Origin of the sequence: Streptomyces adelaidensis, from assembly GCF_016598475.1 — a bacterium.
Taxonomy (GTDB): Bacteria; Actinomycetota; Actinomycetes; order Streptomycetales; family Streptomycetaceae; genus Streptomyces; species Streptomyces adelaidensis.
Window position 1 is genome coordinate 88,653 of sequence record NZ_JAEMUX010000010.1, and the last position, 15,018, is coordinate 103,670.

Here is a 15,018-nt window from a genome sequence, read left to right on the forward strand (position 1 = left end):
GGGTTGCTCCTGGGCACCGGAGTCGTCCTGGCCGGTGGAGCGGTCGCGGTGGCCGTGACCGTGTGGCCGGGCGGTGAGACCCGGACGCCGAGCGGGCCGGAGCCGTCGCGGCAGACGTCGTCCGTGAACGCCGCCGAGAGTTCGCCGTCCCCGTCGCCCTCCCGCACGTATCCGCTGTCCCAGAAGCCCCGGACCATCCCCGCCGTACGGCAGCACGAGGCCGCCCGGGGTCCCGGCTGGAAGCCCTCCGGCGGGGCCCGGCTCGTCGTACGGGACGGGGCGCTCGCCGACGAGGGGCGGCTGACGGCCGGGGAGCTGGGGCTGGCGTACGCGGGGGAGGCGGAGCCGCGGGACGGGGACGTGGAGCTGGCGCTCACCGGGGCGGACGAGCCGAGGTCGCAGGCGTACACGCTGACGGTGAAGGACCGGCGGGTGCGGATCGCGGCGCCCGCCGAGGCGGGTGTCTTCCACGGGACCCGGACGCTGAAGCAGGAGGTGAAGGGCGGCGGTACGGCGCCGGAGGGCGTCGTCCGGGACGAGCCGGCCAAGCCGCAGCGCGGGTTCATGCTCGACATCGCGCGCAAGCACTTCACGGCGGGCTGGATCGAGGACCGCGTACGTGAGCTGGGCGATCTCAAGTACAACCAGCTCGGGCTGCACTTCTCCGACGACCAGGGGTTCCGGATCGAGTCCACGACCCACCCCGAGGTGGTGTCGGAGCAGCACCTCACCAAGGCCCAGGTGCGGAAGATCCTGGCCCTCGCGAAGAGCCGGCACATCGAGGTCGTACCGGAGATCGACTCGCCGGGGCATCTGGGGGCCGTGATCGCCGGCAATCCCGGGCTCCAGTTGGTCAACGCGCAGGGCGTCGCCGCGAGCGGGGCCGTGGACATCTCCAAGCCGGCCGCCGCCGAGGTCGTCGACGAGCTGCTCGACGAGTACGCCGGCCTCTTCGACGGCGCGTACTGGCATCTCGGCGCCGACGAGTACCGGGCGCTGATGGCCTCGAACCCCGAGGCGTCCTATCCGCAGCTGGCCGCCGCCGCGCGGGCGAAGTACGGCGCCGGCGCGACCGTCGCCGACCTGGCGACCGGCTGGCTGAACGACCGCGCCAAGGTGATGCGCGGACACGGCCGGACCGTACGGGCCTGGAACGACGGGTTCTTCCGGGGCGGGTCGGTCCAGGCGGACAAGGCGATCCAGGTCGGCTACTGGACGGGCAAGGAGATCGGGGCGCGGCCCCCGGTCGAATATCTGAGCGCCGGGCGACAGGTCGTCAACTACAACGACGAGTACCTGTACTACGTCCTCGGCGAGCCCAACCAGTTCTTCTACCCGACCGGGCAGCGCATCTACGAGTCGTGGACCCCACGGGTGCTGCGCGGCACGACCGCCGTCTCGGCGCAGTACGACGACCAGATCCTCGGCGGTGTCTTCGCCGTCTGGTGCGACCTCGCGAACCGGCAGACCGAGGCGCAGGTGGCGGCGGGGGTGCGGATGCCGCTGCGGGCGCTGTCGCAGAAGCTGTGGGATCCGGGGAAGCCGGGGGCGACCTGGGCGGAGTTCCGGGAGCTGGCGGGGCGCGTGAGCTGAGCCTCCCGGACCGCGTGAGCTGAGCCTCCCGGATGGGGAATCGGGTGGACGTACGGGGCGGGGGAACCGTATCTTCCGCGTGTTCTTGTTGCTGGGCGTGAGGTCCTGGGGAGGGGCCCGCGCTCGGCCGGACTCAGGTGGGACATACGGGGGTTCTGATGACGTGCACGCGCTGTCGGCAGTTCGAAGCGGCGCCCGGGGGAGAGCTGTGCCGGGCCTGCGAGGCCGAGGAACTGCATCCGGATGTGGGGCCGGCACTGCCGATGGCCCCGTCGGCTCCGCCGTTCGGCGCGGGCGCTCCGGTGACCTGGCTGCGGTCGCCGGTGGGGCTCGGGCGGGCGGTGGCGATCCTGCTCGGGGTGGTCGTCGTGACCGACCTGGTCGCGGTGTGGGCGGATCTGGTGATGCTCGATGTGCTGGGCAGGATGGTGGACGGTCAGTACGGGACGGGCATCGAAGCGGACGCCGACCGGGCCGACCGGCTCTCCGTCCTGACCGGTGGCGCGCAGATCGTCACGTACGTCGCCACCGTCGTCGTCTTCCTGATCTGGTTCCACCGGGTGCGGATCAACGCCGAGGTGTTCGAACCGTTCGGGCACCGCAAGAAGCGGGGCTGGGCGATCGGCGGCTGGCTCGTGCCGATCGTGAACCTCTGGTTCCCGCGCCGGATCGCCCTCGACAGCTGGGACGCCAGCAGCCCGTGGGAGAAGCCCCGGTCGCACGCGCTCGTCAACGCATGGTGGACGCTGTGGATCATCGGCAGTGTCGCGAGCCAGGGCGCTTCGAGCGCCTACCGCCGGGCCGAGACGGCGCAGGAGCTGCAGTCGGCCACCCGGCAGATCCTGTTCGCGGACGCCTTCGAGATCCCCACCGGCGTCCTCGCCATCCTCTTCGTCCTGACACTCACGCGGATGCAGGACACCAAGGCGCGGACAGGCCCGCGCGCGCCGGAACCCGTCGCGATGTGAGACTGTCTCCGCGCAACCGTGCGGATTGTCCGATTCCGGGAGCGAACCGCCGTACGGATGTGGTGTATTCCCCGCATGGGGTACTGGGGGTACTACGTCGTGGGCCGAAGCGAGCGGCCACTCGCGGAGCTGGACGCGCTGGCCGGGGCCGAGGGGATGACGCTGCGCGCGACGGCGGCCGACGGGTGGCAGGTGTGGGAGTACCCGAGCGGCGCGGTCGGTGACGAGGGCGGCGGGGCCGGGAGCGCCGCCGACGTCGGGAACATGAACACGCTCGCCCGGGAGACGGGGGCGCCCGCGCTGTTCGGGTACGTCATGGGCAGCGACTGTGTGGTGGTCGAGGCCGCCGGGCCGGAGAGTGGCGCGTGGACCACCTGTCTCGCGCGGCGCGCCATGGCCGGGTATCTCGGGGACGACGAGCACGGGCTCACCGTCGAGGACTTCTTCCTCGAACCGCGCGACGCCGCCGAGCGCGCGGTCGCCTGGGCGGCGGAGGCGGGACGGGTCGTCGTGGAACAGCCGTTGGTCGATGTGCTGACCTCGGAACCTGGACCGGTGGACCCCTTGGCTGAAAACATTCTCTTCCGGTTGCTCGACCGGCTCGGGGTCGTACCTCTGTGACGCTCCCGGTCCGTCGCACGCAGTAAGGGGAAGTACGGGCTCCGCATAACGGGGACTTGGTCGAGCGGGATTTTGGGGAGGCGTGATGAGCCTGGTGGAGCTGATCGCCCAGGCCGACGAACGCGGTCTGGCGACAAGCGGGTTGGCTTGTTTGGACCGTGTCGTACCGCTTCTCGGGGGCGATGACGAGGTGCTGCGTCCGCTGTGGGCGGGACTGGTGGATGACGGCGAGGGGTGGGGGGAGAAGGCCGCGAAGGTGCGGGCGGAGTTGGAGGCCGCGGCCTCCGTGACCGCGGCCTCCGTGACCGCGGCCTCCGTGGCTGCGGCGCCCGTGGCTGCGGCGACCATCTCCGCGGCGACCGTCTCGCTCGCCCGGCGCATGCTGGACGCGGTGCCCGTGGAGCGGACCGGGGACGGGCTGCGGGAGTGGGCAGACGTGTGTTCCGTCTCCGCCCTGCGGATCCACCAGCTGCTGGACCCGCTGGACCGCGGGGGCGACGACTCGGTGGCGGCCTGCCGCCAGGGGCGTACCGAGGGGGTCTCCCACCTTGTCGCCGCCGAGCTGCGGCGTCAGGTCGTGGTGCTGGAGCTGCTCGCGCAGCACGGGGCGGGCGGGGTCCGGCAGGCGCTCGATGTGTCGACGGAGGGGCGGCGGGTGTTGCGGGCGGTTGTGTCACGGCGGGCTCGCGGCGCCCGCGGGGCGGGCGGGCGCCCCTGAAAACCCCGTAGAGCTACGGGGTCAGGAGCTGGCCCAGATGGGCCCCCGTCGCCGAACCCAGCTGGGTGAGGCCGTAGTACGACGACCTCGTCGGAGCCGGGGTGCCGTTGGGGGACGGGACGTGGAGGATCGTGCCGTTGGCGGTGTCCTCGCCCTCCGCGCCGGTGAGGAGGTCGGCGTGGCCGTCGCCGTCGGTGTCGGCGAGGGACGTGGCGGAGCCGAACTTGTCGTCGGTCTCGGTGGAGCCGCCGATGTCGGGGGAGTCCTGGGAGAGGGCCAGGGAGCCGGTGCCGGTCAGGCCGGCGGAGGTGCCCTTCACGAGCCAGACCGAGCCGGCGTTGGCGCGGTTCTTGCCGGCCCGGGTGATGTCCTCGTTGGGGGCGCCGGTGAGAACGTCGGCGTATCCGTCGGCGTTCACGTCGCCCACGGACACCGAGGAGCCGAAGCCGTCGGACGTCTCCGAGGCGCCCTCGACGTTCGCCGTGGCCTGGTGGATCGTCGTCATGCCGGTGGTGGTGAACCCGGTGGACGTGCCGGGGACCATGGTGATCTGGCCGCCCGCGTTGCCGCCGGACTCGGAGGCGTAGGGCTGGCCGATCACGATGTCGTCGTAGCCGTTGCCGTTGACGTCGCCCGCGGCGATGGCCCGGCCGCCCTTGACGGTCAGGGTCGAGACCTTCGTCAGGCCCAGCGACCTGGAGCCCTTGAACCAGGTGACCTTGCCGACGCCGGACGCGTCACGGTAGTTGAGGGCCACGTCGGCGTAACCGTCCCGGTTGAAGTCGCCGGTCGCGGCGTCCGCGTACGCCAACGAGCCCGTCGCCGTGGTCAGGTCGCCGGCGACCTCGTGGCCGTCGCCGAAACGGGCCGCCCAGTTGCCGCCCGTACCGGTGGCGGCGGTGAACACGTCCGCCTTGCCGTCGGCGTTGAAGTCGCCGGTCGCGACGGTCGCGCCGAACCGTGCGCCGACGGGCTCGTAGTCGTCGCCGAGGGCCATGGTGTCGGCGTCGGTGGTGAAGGTGGGCCCGTAGAGGATCGTTACGGCACCTCGGTCGGCGTGCCCGGTGGTGTCGTCCTCGCCGGGCGCGCCGATCGCGAGGTCCGCGTATCCGTCGCCGTTGATGTCGCCCCACGCGGTGGCCGCGCCCCACTGGTCGCCGGACTCGGCGGCGCCCGGAACGCCCGTGCTCGCCTGGTTGAGGCGGAGCTTGGACGCGGAGACGGGGCCGTCGACCCCGCCCGGTACGAGGGTGAGCCAGCCGCTGCCGGTGCGGTGGGTCGGCGCCACCAGGTCGGTGACGCCGTCGCCCGTGTGGTCGGCGGTCGGGATCGCGGAGCTGCGGCCGGGGGAGGCGGCGTAGCGGCGGACCTCGGCGAGCTTCGCGTAGAGGCCGGTGCCGGGGGAGGCGGTGGTCGCCGCGTCCTTGCCGCCGGATATCACGTCCAGCTCGGCCGGCTCGCCCTGCGCGTACACGCCGGTGTCCTCGGCCGCCGTCAGCGTGACCTTGCCGGTCGGGTCGCCCGCGTACTGGCCCAGCTTCCACGCCGCGAGCCGCGCCACGGACTCCACGGCTGCCCGGCTCGGCATCCCGCCGCCGTCGAAGTCGCCGAGGACCGCGATGCCCATCGACTCCCCGTCGAAGCCGGGGGTGTGCGCGCCGCGCACCGACACGTCGGTGCCGCCCGCGCGGCCCTCGTAGATACGGCCGCACTTGTCGACGAGGAAGTTGGGGCCGAGGTCGCCGAGGCCGGCCGTCTCGACGTCGTACGCCATGAGCGCGCGGATCAGGGCGGGGGACTCGGCGCAGCTGTAGGAGTCGGTGCCGCCCGTGTGGTGCACGAACACCGCGCTGATCTTGTCGAGGTACTCCGCCGTACCCGTCACCGTCGACTCGTCGGCGCCCCAGCGGGCCCGGCTGACGATCGGGGGGCGGGTGACGGTGGAGGGGAGGGCGGTGGGCACGTCGGCGACGAACGCCGCCTCGCTCATGCCGCCGGCCACGCCGGGGTCGACGAGGTTGACCTCAAGTCCCTTCGGCAGCCCGGCGGTCGAGGAGCCGTCGGCCGGCACGACGCGGGCCTCGACGCCGTCGCTGAGGCCCGTCCAGAGGGGCTCGGAGGTGCCGCGCGCGATGCCGGAGCGGGCGGGGGCGGCCGGGGTGAGCGTCCGCCAGGCGGTCCACTCGCCGGTGGCGGTGGCACGGGTGCGCACCTGGGCCGTGCCGCCGAGCTCGGCGGTGGCGCCGGTCCAGGAGACACCGAGGAGGGAGAAGGGGCGCGTGGTGGTGCGCGCGAGACTCAGCCGGCCCTCGCCGTCGCCCTCGCCGGTGAACGCCAGGTCGTGCACCCCGGCGGGGCGCTCGGCCCGCGCGTCGAAGGTGCCCGGGCCGGCGCCGGGACCTGCCGTCGCGTACGAGGCCACGCCCGCGCCGGCGGCCACGGCGGCCCCCAGCGTCAGCCAGGCCCTCCGCTTCAGCCGCATCAGCCGCTTCGGCTGCTCAGGCTGCTTCGGGCTCAGCGGCTCGCGCACATGGCTCCCGCGTCGATTCCGGCGACTCAAATGCCCCACCCCTAGATGAACAGTGCAAAGACACCACCCGGCGCAGGGGGTGGCCCTCTATTCAGCACACAGGCCCTCGTGGACCTCGACATCGGGCGGTACTGGTGTGGCGTATGTCACGAAGGAGGCCGGTGTTCACCCATCCGGGTGATCTGCGGGGTTCGCTCGACGGCAGTGACACTTCCGTGGGCTCCGACGCAGATGCGATTGGGGGCTTGGTGGCGGCCGGGACGGTCCCCGGACAGCGATCCCGGCACTGACTTGGCACTGTCCCGGACAGTTCGGGGCCAGGGAGGGGAACCTCGGCGCGTGCAGGCGTACGACGGGGAGCTGGGCGCGGCCGTCGCGCGGGCCCAGGACGGGGACGAGGCCGCGTTCGCGGTGGCGTACCGGCTCGTGCAGCCCGGGCTGCTGGGGTATCTGCGCGGCATCGTCGGGGACGACGCGGAGGACGTCGCCTCGGACGCCTGGCTGGAGATCGCGCGGGACCTCGGGCGGTTCAAGGGCGACGGGGCCGGCTTCCGGGGCTGGAGCGCGACCATCGCCCGGCACCGGGCCCTGGACCATCTGCGGCGCCAGAAGGTCAGGCCCCGGGCGACCGCGCTGGAGAACGACCTGCTGGAACTGCCGGGCACGCACAGCACCCAGGACCAGGCGCTGGAGTCCCTCTCCACCGAGCAGGCCCTCGCCCTCGTCGCCCGGCTGCCCCGCGACCAGGCCGAGGCCGTCCTGCTGCGCGTGATCGTCGGCCTCGACGGCCCCGCCGCCGCCCGCGTCCTAGGCAAACGCCCGGGCGCCGTACGCACCGCCACCCACCGGGGGCTGAAGAGACTCGCCCAGCTCCTCCGCGGCGAGGGTGTGACGGATGACGGCTCCCGGACGCTGGGGGAGTCGGGATGACGGACAGCGGTGACGGCCACCGTGGCCACGCCATCAACGGACGTACGAGTGAGACGTACGAGTGAGACGTACGAGTGAGACGTACGAGTGAGACGTACGAGTGAGACGTACAAGAGGACGTACGGAGAGAGGGAAGGCGCGAGATGCCGTCGGGCAGGGCCGGAGTCGGACATGGGTGAAGGGCGCGACAGCGGAGGCCGGGGCGATCGCCGCCGGGCCATGAACGACGCCACCGCCGGCGGCCCCACCGTCGCCTCCGCCTCCGTCGACACCCTCCTCGCCGCCGCCGTGCGCGGTGGTGCCGAGGCCGACAGCGCGGGTGAGATACGGGCGGTGGCCGCCTTCCGGTCGGCCCGGGAGAACGGGGCGCGTACCGCGCGGACCCGGCGCCGGGACGACTGGCGGCCGAACGCCCGCCGCCGGGTGCAGCTCTCGGTACGCACGACCCTGGCCGCCCTGCTGGCCGGCCTGACCCTCGGCGGAGTCGCCTTCGCGGCGGTCGGCCCGGCCGCCCGCGACGGCAACGGCGCCGGGGCGCACGACAGCGGCCACGGCGGCCGTGACGGGCGTACCCGCACGACCGACGGCGCCCCCGCCCGGCCCGGCTCCTCGGGCATCCCGGACGCCTCGGACGTTTCCGGTGTCAACCCCTCGGCGGGTGACGACGGCCGGCCCACCGGGGCCCAGGACACCGAGGCGCACTGTCGCGCATACGAGAAGTACGTGAAGTACGAGAAGTACGAGAAGTACGAGAAGTACGGGAGGTACGGGAAGAAGGCCGATGGCGGCGGCAAGGCCATGGACGCCGCCGCCTGGCGGCGGCTCACCGAGGCGGCGGGCGGCACGGCGGACGAGGACGTCCAGGCGTACTGCGCCCAGCGGCTCGACGGGACCGGCGGGACCGGCGGGACTGGCGGGACCGGCGTCGGGGATCAGAACAAGGCCGCTTCGGACGGGCCGAAGGGATCAGGCGGAGCAGACGGATCAGGCGGACCCGGTGACCCGGACACGTCGGGCAAACCGACCGCGTCGAACGAGCCAAGGTCGTCGAACCAGCCAAGTCCTCCGACGAGCGCGGCGCCCCAGGCGACCCCATCGAGTCCGTCGAACGCGTCCGGCGGCCGGAGTCGCTCCGCAGGCACCGACGGCCCCGCGGGAAAGAATTAGGGCCGGCGTGCTCGCGAGACCCCCGTACTCGCGACACCCGGCCGACTCCGCCGATGGCAACGGCCGGGGCCGCCACCCCCCACAGGAGTGACCCCGACCGTCGCACGGCACGGGCCGCGCGGCGGCCCGTACTCCCTACAGCGTCGCGCCCGCGTTTTCTGTCACACCTCTCCGCGGCACTCTCCGCATCACGAGTCAGTTGCATGCTCTACGGACATGGACGGTCAGCGGTTTCAGGCCGTAACGTGCCTTTCGCGCCGATCGCGGTTGGCGGAAGACCACCGCAACCACCAGCGGTCCCGAGACCGCAACCATCAACGAGGAACCACGGCGGCGAGGTCCCGGTCCGCGAGAGCGGCGCCGGTTTAGGCGCGAAGAGGTGTGGGTGCTGGGGGACGACGCGGAGCTGACAGCCGCGGTGCTTGCGGCACAGGACGGGGACGAGACCGCGTTCCGGACTGTGTACCGCGCGGTGCACCCACGGCTGCTCGGATACGTCCGGACGCTGGTCGGGGACCCGGACGCGGAGGACGTCACCTCCGAGTCCTGGCTGCAGATAGCCCGTGACCTGGAGCGGTTCAGCGGTGACGCGGACCGGTTCCGCGGCTGGGCCGCCCGGATCGCCCGCAACCGCGCGCTCGACCACATGCGCATGCGGGGGCGCCGTCCCGCCATAGGCGGCGACGAGACCGAGCTGACCGGCAAGGCCGCCGAGTCCGACACGGCCGGCGAGGCCATGGAGGCCCTCTCGACCGACCGCACCCTGTCGCTCATCGCCCAGCTGCCGCAGGACCAGGCGGAGGCGGTGGTCCTGCGCGTCGTGGTCGGCCTCGACGCGAAGACCGCCGCGGAGACGCTGGGCAAGCGCGCGGGAGCCGTACGAACGGCCGCGCACCGGGGGCTGAAGCGGCTCGCCGAACTCATCGGGGAGAATCCGGAGACGGCTTCGGAGACCGATCCGGAATCCGGCGACCCGCTGGGCGCCGTACCCCCACCGAGAGCACCGCGTGGACGCGCGGCTACGTCCGCGGGTGTGACGCATACACGTTCGCGGACGCAGAAGGATGTGTGATGGCCGACGAGCAGTACAGGTGGCTGAACCGCGACGCCGCGGAGCGGCTGCTGAGTGGTGAGCCGCTCGAAGCCGTCGACGCCGAAACCCGCGCCCGTGCCCACCGGCTCGCCGAGGCCCTCGGCGCCCTCGCCGCCGACGTCTCCCCGGTGTCCGGGCGGAGCGCCGAACTTCCGGGCGAGGAAGCCGCGTTGGCCGCTTTTCGCACGGCCCGCACGGCCCGCACCGCCCGTACGGCCCACTCGGGCAACCACGGCGAGGCCGCTGAGCCCGGCCGGAGCAGCGGTAGGCAACGCTCGGCGCCCGTCGTCGACGCCGGGCTCGTCCGTCTCGGGCGGCCCGTGCACCCCGTGGTGGACGGCCGCCGGGCCCGCTGGGGCCGGCCCACACGGTTCGGGCTGGTGGCCGTGCTGGCCGCCGGGATGCTCGGCGGGGTCGTGGTGACGGCCGGCACCGGTGCGCTGAGCGCGTTCCGCGACGACGAACCGGAACCCACCGTCTCCGCCGCCCAGACGCCGGACCGGCCGTTGCTGTCGCCGTCGCCGTCGCCGAGCGACAAGGGGCGGGACGGCAGCCGTGGTTCGCTCGGCGATACCAGACCTGAGGGCTCCCCCGACGGCTCGCCGCAGGGTGACGCCCCGGCCGGCGACGGCGGCACCGACGAGGACGGGCAGCCCGGCGACACCGGGCAGCAGGACGAGGGCGCCACCCAGGAGTGGTGGAACAGCGTGTACTCCGCCTGCCGTGACATCCGCGACGGCAAGGACCTGGACGCCGACCGCCGACGCGGCCTGGAAGACGCGGCGGGCGGCAAGGGCAACGGCCGTCTGAAGCAGTACTGCGAGGGCGTCCTGGCCGGCGGCGCCGACAACCCCGGCACGGCGAAGCGCCCGGGGACCGGCACCGGCACGGGCACGGGGACCGGTACGTCGGACTCCGGCGGCTCCACGGGTCCCTCCGGCGGCGGCGAGGGCAAGAACACCCGCTCCGGCGGTGACTCGGACGAGGACGACGACTCCGACCGAGGCAAGGGCCGCAGCGGCGCCGGCAAGAGCAACGGGAACGGGAACGGGAACGGCAAGAGCAACGGCACGAGCAACGGCAACGGCAAGTGGAACGGGAACGGCAAGAACAAGGTCAGTATCGGCGGCTCCGGCGGCAGCAGTGGCACCGGCACCGGCAAGGGTGGCAATGACCACTGGGGCCGGACCACGACGGTGACCCCGGTCGGCCTCGACGCCCCGGCAGACTCTCCCGCCTCCCTGCCGGCCCTCTCCGGCGTCGGCGTCTGACCCGCGCCCACCCACAGAAGCCCGCTCGGCCCCGCGCTGACCTGCGCTTTCGTATTCGCTCCGAATTCTTTCGCGGAACGGGTAACACTTTTGGCGGCCCCGGCGCAGTAATGAGTGAGCCGACTGGTCATCGGCCGTCGCACAGAGCCGGGGTTCCCCCCGTACCTACGGCTCGTGCACCTCGGCGCGGGCGGGACACGTTCCCCCGGTCCCGCCCGCGCCCCATATCCCCCGTGGTCCCCCGTGACCCCGTACTTCCCGTGACGCGTCCGACGCCCTCCCGCTATGCGTCATGTGACGCACGTCACTCCGCTTGACTGCCTGGACCTCTGGGCCGGCCCCTCGTCACCAGTACACGACGACCTTGTCGCCGTTCCTGACCTGATCGAACAGGCTCGCGATCGCCGCCTCGTCCCGGACGTTGACGCAGCCGTGCGAGGCACCGTAGTAGCCGCGGGCCGCGAAGTCGGACGAGTAGTGGACGGCCTGGCCGCCGCTGAAGAACATCGCGTACGGCATGGGGGTGTCGTACAGCGTCGACACGTGGTCGCGGGACTTGAAGTCGACCTGGAAGACGCCCTCGCGTGTCGGCGTGTACTGCGAACCGAACCGCACCTCGACCGTCGTCAGCGTCCTGCCGTCCACCATCCAGCGCAGGGTGCGGCTCGTCTTGCTGATGCAGAGCACCCGGCCGGTGAGGCAGCGCGGGTCGGGGGACGCGGCCGGCTGGCCGCCGTACGCGTACAGATCCCACTTGCCCGGTTCCCGCGTCATCTTCAGCAGCCGCGCCCAGGTGACACTGTCCGTCTTCCCGGTCCGCGGCAGGCCCCGCTTGCCCTGGAATCCCTCGACCGCCCGGACCGTCGGCTCGTCGTATGTCCCCGTCGGCCCGGCGAAGAGCCAGGCGACCTGCCGGAGCCGCGCCTGCAACTCGCGTACGTCCAGCCCCTCGTCCCCCTGGGACCAGAGGACCTCGGCAGGGGGAGCGGGAGCGGCGGGTGGGGTGGGAGTGGGGGTGGGCGTCGGGGCGGCGCTGGGCGGCGCGGTCGTCGGGGACTCCGCGCCCCCGTCCCCACTCCCACCCTCGCCCACGCCCTTGTCGTCCTGCTTCGGCTCGCCGCTCGGCATGGCCGTCACGTCGATCCGCACGGGCTGGCGCCGGCCGCCGTGCACGTCGGCTCCCTCGACCGTGCAGGCGCCGGCCACGACGAGTGCCGCGAGCGCCGCCACCGATCTCCGCATGTCCTTGGTACGCATTCCGACCCCCGTCGTCTCAGCGCCGCGTCCGCCGCGCCGGTGTCCGGCAGCTCTCCCGGAGAGCTTCCCAGAGAGGTTTCCCGGGCGTGACCCGTCGCGAACAAAGGGGCATGGTTGTGAGCAAGGTCCCAATAAGCGACCGGCGGGCAACCGCGTAAGAGGGAGGCACACACCATGACGCGCGAGTCGGAGTCCGGACTGCCCATCGAACCGGTGTACGGGCCGGAGGCGCTGCGGGGCTGGGACCCGGCGGAGCGGCTCGGCGAGCCGGGCGCGTACCCGTACACCCGCGGTGTCCACCCGTCGATGTACACCGGCCGCCCGTGGACCATGCGCCAGTACGCCGGGTTCGGTACGGCGGTGGAGTCCAACGCGCGCTACCAGCAGCTCATCGCCCACGGCACGACGGGCCTGTCGGTCGCCTTCGACCTGCCCACCCAGATGGGGCACGACTCCGACGCCCCGATCGCCCACGGAGAGGTCGGCAAGGTGGGGGTGGCGATCGACTCCGTCGACGACATGCGGGTGCTGTTCGACGGCATCCCGCTGGACAAGGTCTCCACGTCGATGACGATCAACGCGCCGGCGGCCCTCTTGCTGCTGATGTACCAACTGGTGGCGGAGGAGCAGGGCGTCGGCGCGGACGAGCTGACCGGCACGATCCAGAACGACGTGCTGAAGGAGTACATCGCGCGCGGCACGTACATCTTCCCGCCCAAGCCGTCCCTCCGGCTGATCGCCGACATCTTCCGCTACTGCAAGGCCGAGATCCCCAGGTGGAACACCATCTCGATCTCCGGCTACCACATGGCCGAAGCGGGCGCCTCCCCCGCGCAGGAGATCGCGTTCACCCTCGCCGACGGCATCGAGTACGTCCGTACGGCGGTCGCGGCGGGCATGGACGTCGACGACTTCGCCCCCCGCCTGTCCTTCTTCTTCGTGGCCCGTACGACGCTCCTGGAGGAGGTCGCCAAGTTCCGTGCGGCGCGCAGGATCTGGGCCCGGGTGATGAGGGACGAGTTCGGTGCCCGGAACCCCAAGTCGCTGATGCTGCGCTTCCACACCCAGACGGCGGGTGTCCAGCTGACGGCCCAGCAGCCGGAGGTGAACCTCGTCCGGGTCGCCGTCCAGGCGCTGGCGGCGGTGCTGGGCGGCACGCAGTCGCTGCACACCAACTCCTTCGACGAGGCGATCGCCCTCCCGACCGACAAGAGCGCCCGCCTCGCCCTGCGCACCCAGCAGGTCCTCGCCCACGAGACGGACGTGACGGCGACGGTCGACCCCTTCGCCGGGTCGTACGCCGTGGAGAAGCTGACCGACGACGTCGAGGCGGCGGCCGTGGAGCTGATGCGGAAGGTCGAGGACCTGGGTGGCGCCGTCTCCGCCATCGAACACGGCTTCCAGAAGGGCGAGATCGAACAGTCCGCCTACCGCATCGCCCAGGAGACGGACGCGGGCGAGCGGGTCGTCGTCGGCGTCAACCGCTTCCAGCTGGACGAGGAGGAGCCGTACGAGCCGTTGCGGGTGGACCCGGCCATCGAGGCCCAACAGGCGGCACGGCTGGCCAAGCTGCGCGCGGAGCGGGACCAGGGGGCGGTGGACGCCGCGCTGACCGCCCTGGGGAAGGCGGCACAGGGCGAGGACAACGTCCTGTACCCGATGAAGGAGGCGTTGCGAGCCCGGGCGACCGTGGGCGAGGTCTGCGACGTCCTTAGGGGGGTCTGGGGGACCTACGTGCCGGCGGACGCGTTCTGAGCCGGCTGAGCCGGTCGATTTCCGCTCGCCTTCGCCCTGACGATCGCCCTCGTCACCACCGGGGGCAGCAGATCCACCGCCAGGCGGCGGGCCTTGCCGCGTGGGGGACGGGAAGCCGGGCGGGACTGGGACTTCGGGGCCACGAGGGCCGGGGGCGGCGTCGGGGCAGGCTCGGGTTCCGGGGGTGTCCAGTGGCGGGACTTCGGGAAGGCCGGGGCCTTCATGGCCTTGGACTTGAGGCGGATGATGCGGTGGCCCGCCGCCTGCTGGTCGCTGAGGTGGCAGTCGGTGCGTTCCGAGATCATCTCCAGGAGGGCGTCCTGGATGGGCTCGGGGTCGTCCCAGGTGCCGTAGAGCTTCTGGGTGGTGATGCAGATGGGGTTGAGGCCGCGGTTGAGGACGGCCTCCCAGGCGGCGATGGAGACACCGGGGGTGTGCTCGGAGCGGAAGTCGTCGAGGACGACGATGCCGCCCGGCAGGAGTATGTCCCGGGCGGCGGTGATGTCCCCGTGGACGTGCTCGTACAGGTGCGAGGCGTCGATGTGCACGAAACGGCAGGAGCGCGGTTTCACCTCGCCGGGGACGATCGAGCTGGGGCCCTGCAGAACGCGGGGAAGCGCGTCGTGGAAGGCGAGGTAGTTCGCCTCGAAGGCCTGCCGGGTGAGCGTGCTGCGATACGACTTGGTGGCCTCCGCCTGGTTGGCGTCGTCGGGGGCGTCGCTCTCGAAGAGGTCGCAGACCGTGTACGCCTCGCCCTCCTGGAGATGCCCGCCGAGGAAGATGGCGCTCTTGCCCATGTAGACACCGACCTCCAGAAGGTCGCCCCTCGCGCCCGCGACCTCCTGCCGGTTCAGGCACCAGTCGAAGAGCAGTTGGTCCAGTACCGGGAACCAGCCGGGTACGTCGACCAGTTCACGGGGAAGCCGGATCGTGCCTTGTTCAGGGGGTGTCTGGACGGAGGAGTCCACCCCAGCAGCCAGCTGGGCACTACCTCCAAGCCCGGCCCTTCAGGGCCGGGTCAAGTTGACTCCCCGTTCAACCGCCGTGTCCCTCAAGTTCCTTGGCGCCCCCGGAGCGCTTTGCGCAACCGCGGCTGCAACGGACGTTCGACTCCG

The 15,018-nt window shown here is 72.4% G+C and carries 12 protein-coding genes; 9 read left to right on the plus strand and 3 right to left on the minus strand.

Going from position 1 to position 15,018, the window contains the following annotated elements:
* Positions 1-3 precede the first annotated feature (3 nt).
* The 4 genes from I8N67_RS08135 to I8N67_RS08150 all read left to right on the plus strand — a co-directional run bounded on the left by I8N67_RS08135 (position 4) and on the right by I8N67_RS08150 (position 3,900).
* Positions 4-1,593 (plus strand): beta-N-acetylhexosaminidase, encoded by a 1,590-nt coding sequence (locus I8N67_RS08135; RefSeq protein ID WP_200301915.1) that lies wholly within the window; start codon positions 4-6, stop codon positions 1,591-1,593.
* A gap of 158 nt (positions 1,594-1,751) precedes the next feature.
* Positions 1,752-2,561 carry a DUF4328 domain-containing protein gene (locus I8N67_RS08140; protein WP_200301916.1) on the plus strand — a complete coding sequence of 270 codons (810 nt, stop codon included), beginning with the start codon at positions 1,752-1,754 and terminating at the stop codon, positions 2,559-2,561.
* A gap of 75 nt (positions 2,562-2,636) precedes the next feature.
* Positions 2,637-3,182: a hypothetical protein gene (locus I8N67_RS08145; RefSeq protein ID WP_200301917.1), complete on the plus strand. Its 546-nt coding sequence runs from the start codon at positions 2,637-2,639 to the stop codon at positions 3,180-3,182.
* A gap of 85 nt (positions 3,183-3,267) precedes the next feature.
* Positions 3,268-3,900: a hypothetical protein gene (locus I8N67_RS08150; RefSeq protein WP_200301918.1), complete on the plus strand. Its 633-nt coding sequence runs from the start codon at positions 3,268-3,270 to the stop codon at positions 3,898-3,900.
* A 13-nt stretch (positions 3,901-3,913) separates the two neighbouring features.
* Here the strand turns inward: I8N67_RS08150 and I8N67_RS08155 are convergent, their stop codons facing one another.
* Positions 3,914-6,430: an FG-GAP-like repeat-containing protein gene (locus I8N67_RS08155; protein WP_307835182.1), complete on the minus strand. Its 2,517-nt coding sequence runs from the start codon at positions 6,428-6,430 to the stop codon at positions 3,914-3,916.
* 339 nt (positions 6,431-6,769) lie between these two features.
* On the opposite strand from I8N67_RS08155, the gene I8N67_RS08160 reads away from it, so the two are divergent.
* From I8N67_RS08160 to I8N67_RS08175, 4 genes are all read left to right on the plus strand, one after another.
* Complete coding sequence (locus I8N67_RS08160; protein WP_200301919.1) at positions 6,770-7,360, plus strand: RNA polymerase sigma factor; 591 nt, start codon at positions 6,770-6,772, stop codon at positions 7,358-7,360.
* A gap of 171 nt (positions 7,361-7,531) precedes the next feature.
* Positions 7,532-8,527, plus strand: coding sequence for a hypothetical protein (locus tag I8N67_RS08165; protein ID WP_200301920.1), 996 nt, complete (start codon positions 7,532-7,534; stop codon positions 8,525-8,527).
* 385 nt (positions 8,528-8,912) lie between these two features.
* Entirely contained in the window at positions 8,913-9,599 is a 687-nt protein-coding gene (locus I8N67_RS08170) for an RNA polymerase sigma factor (protein ID WP_200301921.1), read from the plus strand.
* Positions 9,599-10,891 carry a hypothetical protein gene (locus tag I8N67_RS08175; protein WP_234045294.1) on the plus strand — a complete coding sequence of 431 codons (1,293 nt, stop codon included), beginning with the start codon at positions 9,599-9,601 and terminating at the stop codon, positions 10,889-10,891. Before I8N67_RS08170 ends, I8N67_RS08175 begins: the two co-directional genes overlap by 1 nt.
* Before the next feature lie 345 nt (positions 10,892-11,236).
* Here I8N67_RS08175 and I8N67_RS08180 read toward each other — a convergent pair whose 3' ends face one another.
* A complete protein-coding gene (locus tag I8N67_RS08180) occupies positions 11,237-12,148 on the minus strand; it encodes a L,D-transpeptidase family protein (RefSeq protein WP_200301923.1) in 912 nt (303 codons plus the stop codon).
* Between the two features lie 174 nt (positions 12,149-12,322).
* On the opposite strand from I8N67_RS08180, the gene I8N67_RS08185 reads away from it, so the two are divergent.
* Complete coding sequence (locus I8N67_RS08185; protein WP_200301924.1) at positions 12,323-13,903, plus strand: acyl-CoA mutase large subunit family protein; 1,581 nt, start codon at positions 12,323-12,325, stop codon at positions 13,901-13,903.
* Here I8N67_RS08185 and I8N67_RS08190 read toward each other — a convergent pair.
* Entirely contained in the window at positions 13,879-14,871 is a 993-nt protein-coding gene (locus I8N67_RS08190) for a class I SAM-dependent methyltransferase (RefSeq protein WP_200301925.1), read from the minus strand. The genes I8N67_RS08185 and I8N67_RS08190 overlap by 25 nt on opposite strands.
* Between the last annotated feature and the right edge of the window lie 147 nt (positions 14,872-15,018).

Coding starts and splice junctions, on each gene's coding strand:
- I8N67_RS08185 (WP_200301924.1), top strand. CDS start 12,323: ATGACGCGCGAGTCGGAGTCCGGACTGCCCATCGAACCGGTGTACGGG.
- I8N67_RS08145 (WP_200301917.1), top strand. CDS start 2,637: ATGGGGTACTGGGGGTACTACGTCGTGGGCCGAAGCGAGCGGCCACTC.
- I8N67_RS08175 (WP_234045294.1), top strand. CDS start 9,599: ATGGCCGACGAGCAGTACAGGTGGCTGAACCGCGACGCCGCGGAGCGG.
- I8N67_RS08180 (WP_200301923.1), bottom strand. CDS start 12,148: ATGCGTACCAAGGACATGCGGAGATCGGTGGCGGCGCTCGCGGCACTC.
- I8N67_RS08165 (WP_200301920.1), top strand. CDS start 7,532: ATGGGTGAAGGGCGCGACAGCGGAGGCCGGGGCGATCGCCGCCGGGCC.
- I8N67_RS08140 (WP_200301916.1), top strand. CDS start 1,752: ATGACGTGCACGCGCTGTCGGCAGTTCGAAGCGGCGCCCGGGGGAGAG.
- I8N67_RS08150 (WP_200301918.1), top strand. CDS start 3,268: ATGAGCCTGGTGGAGCTGATCGCCCAGGCCGACGAACGCGGTCTGGCG.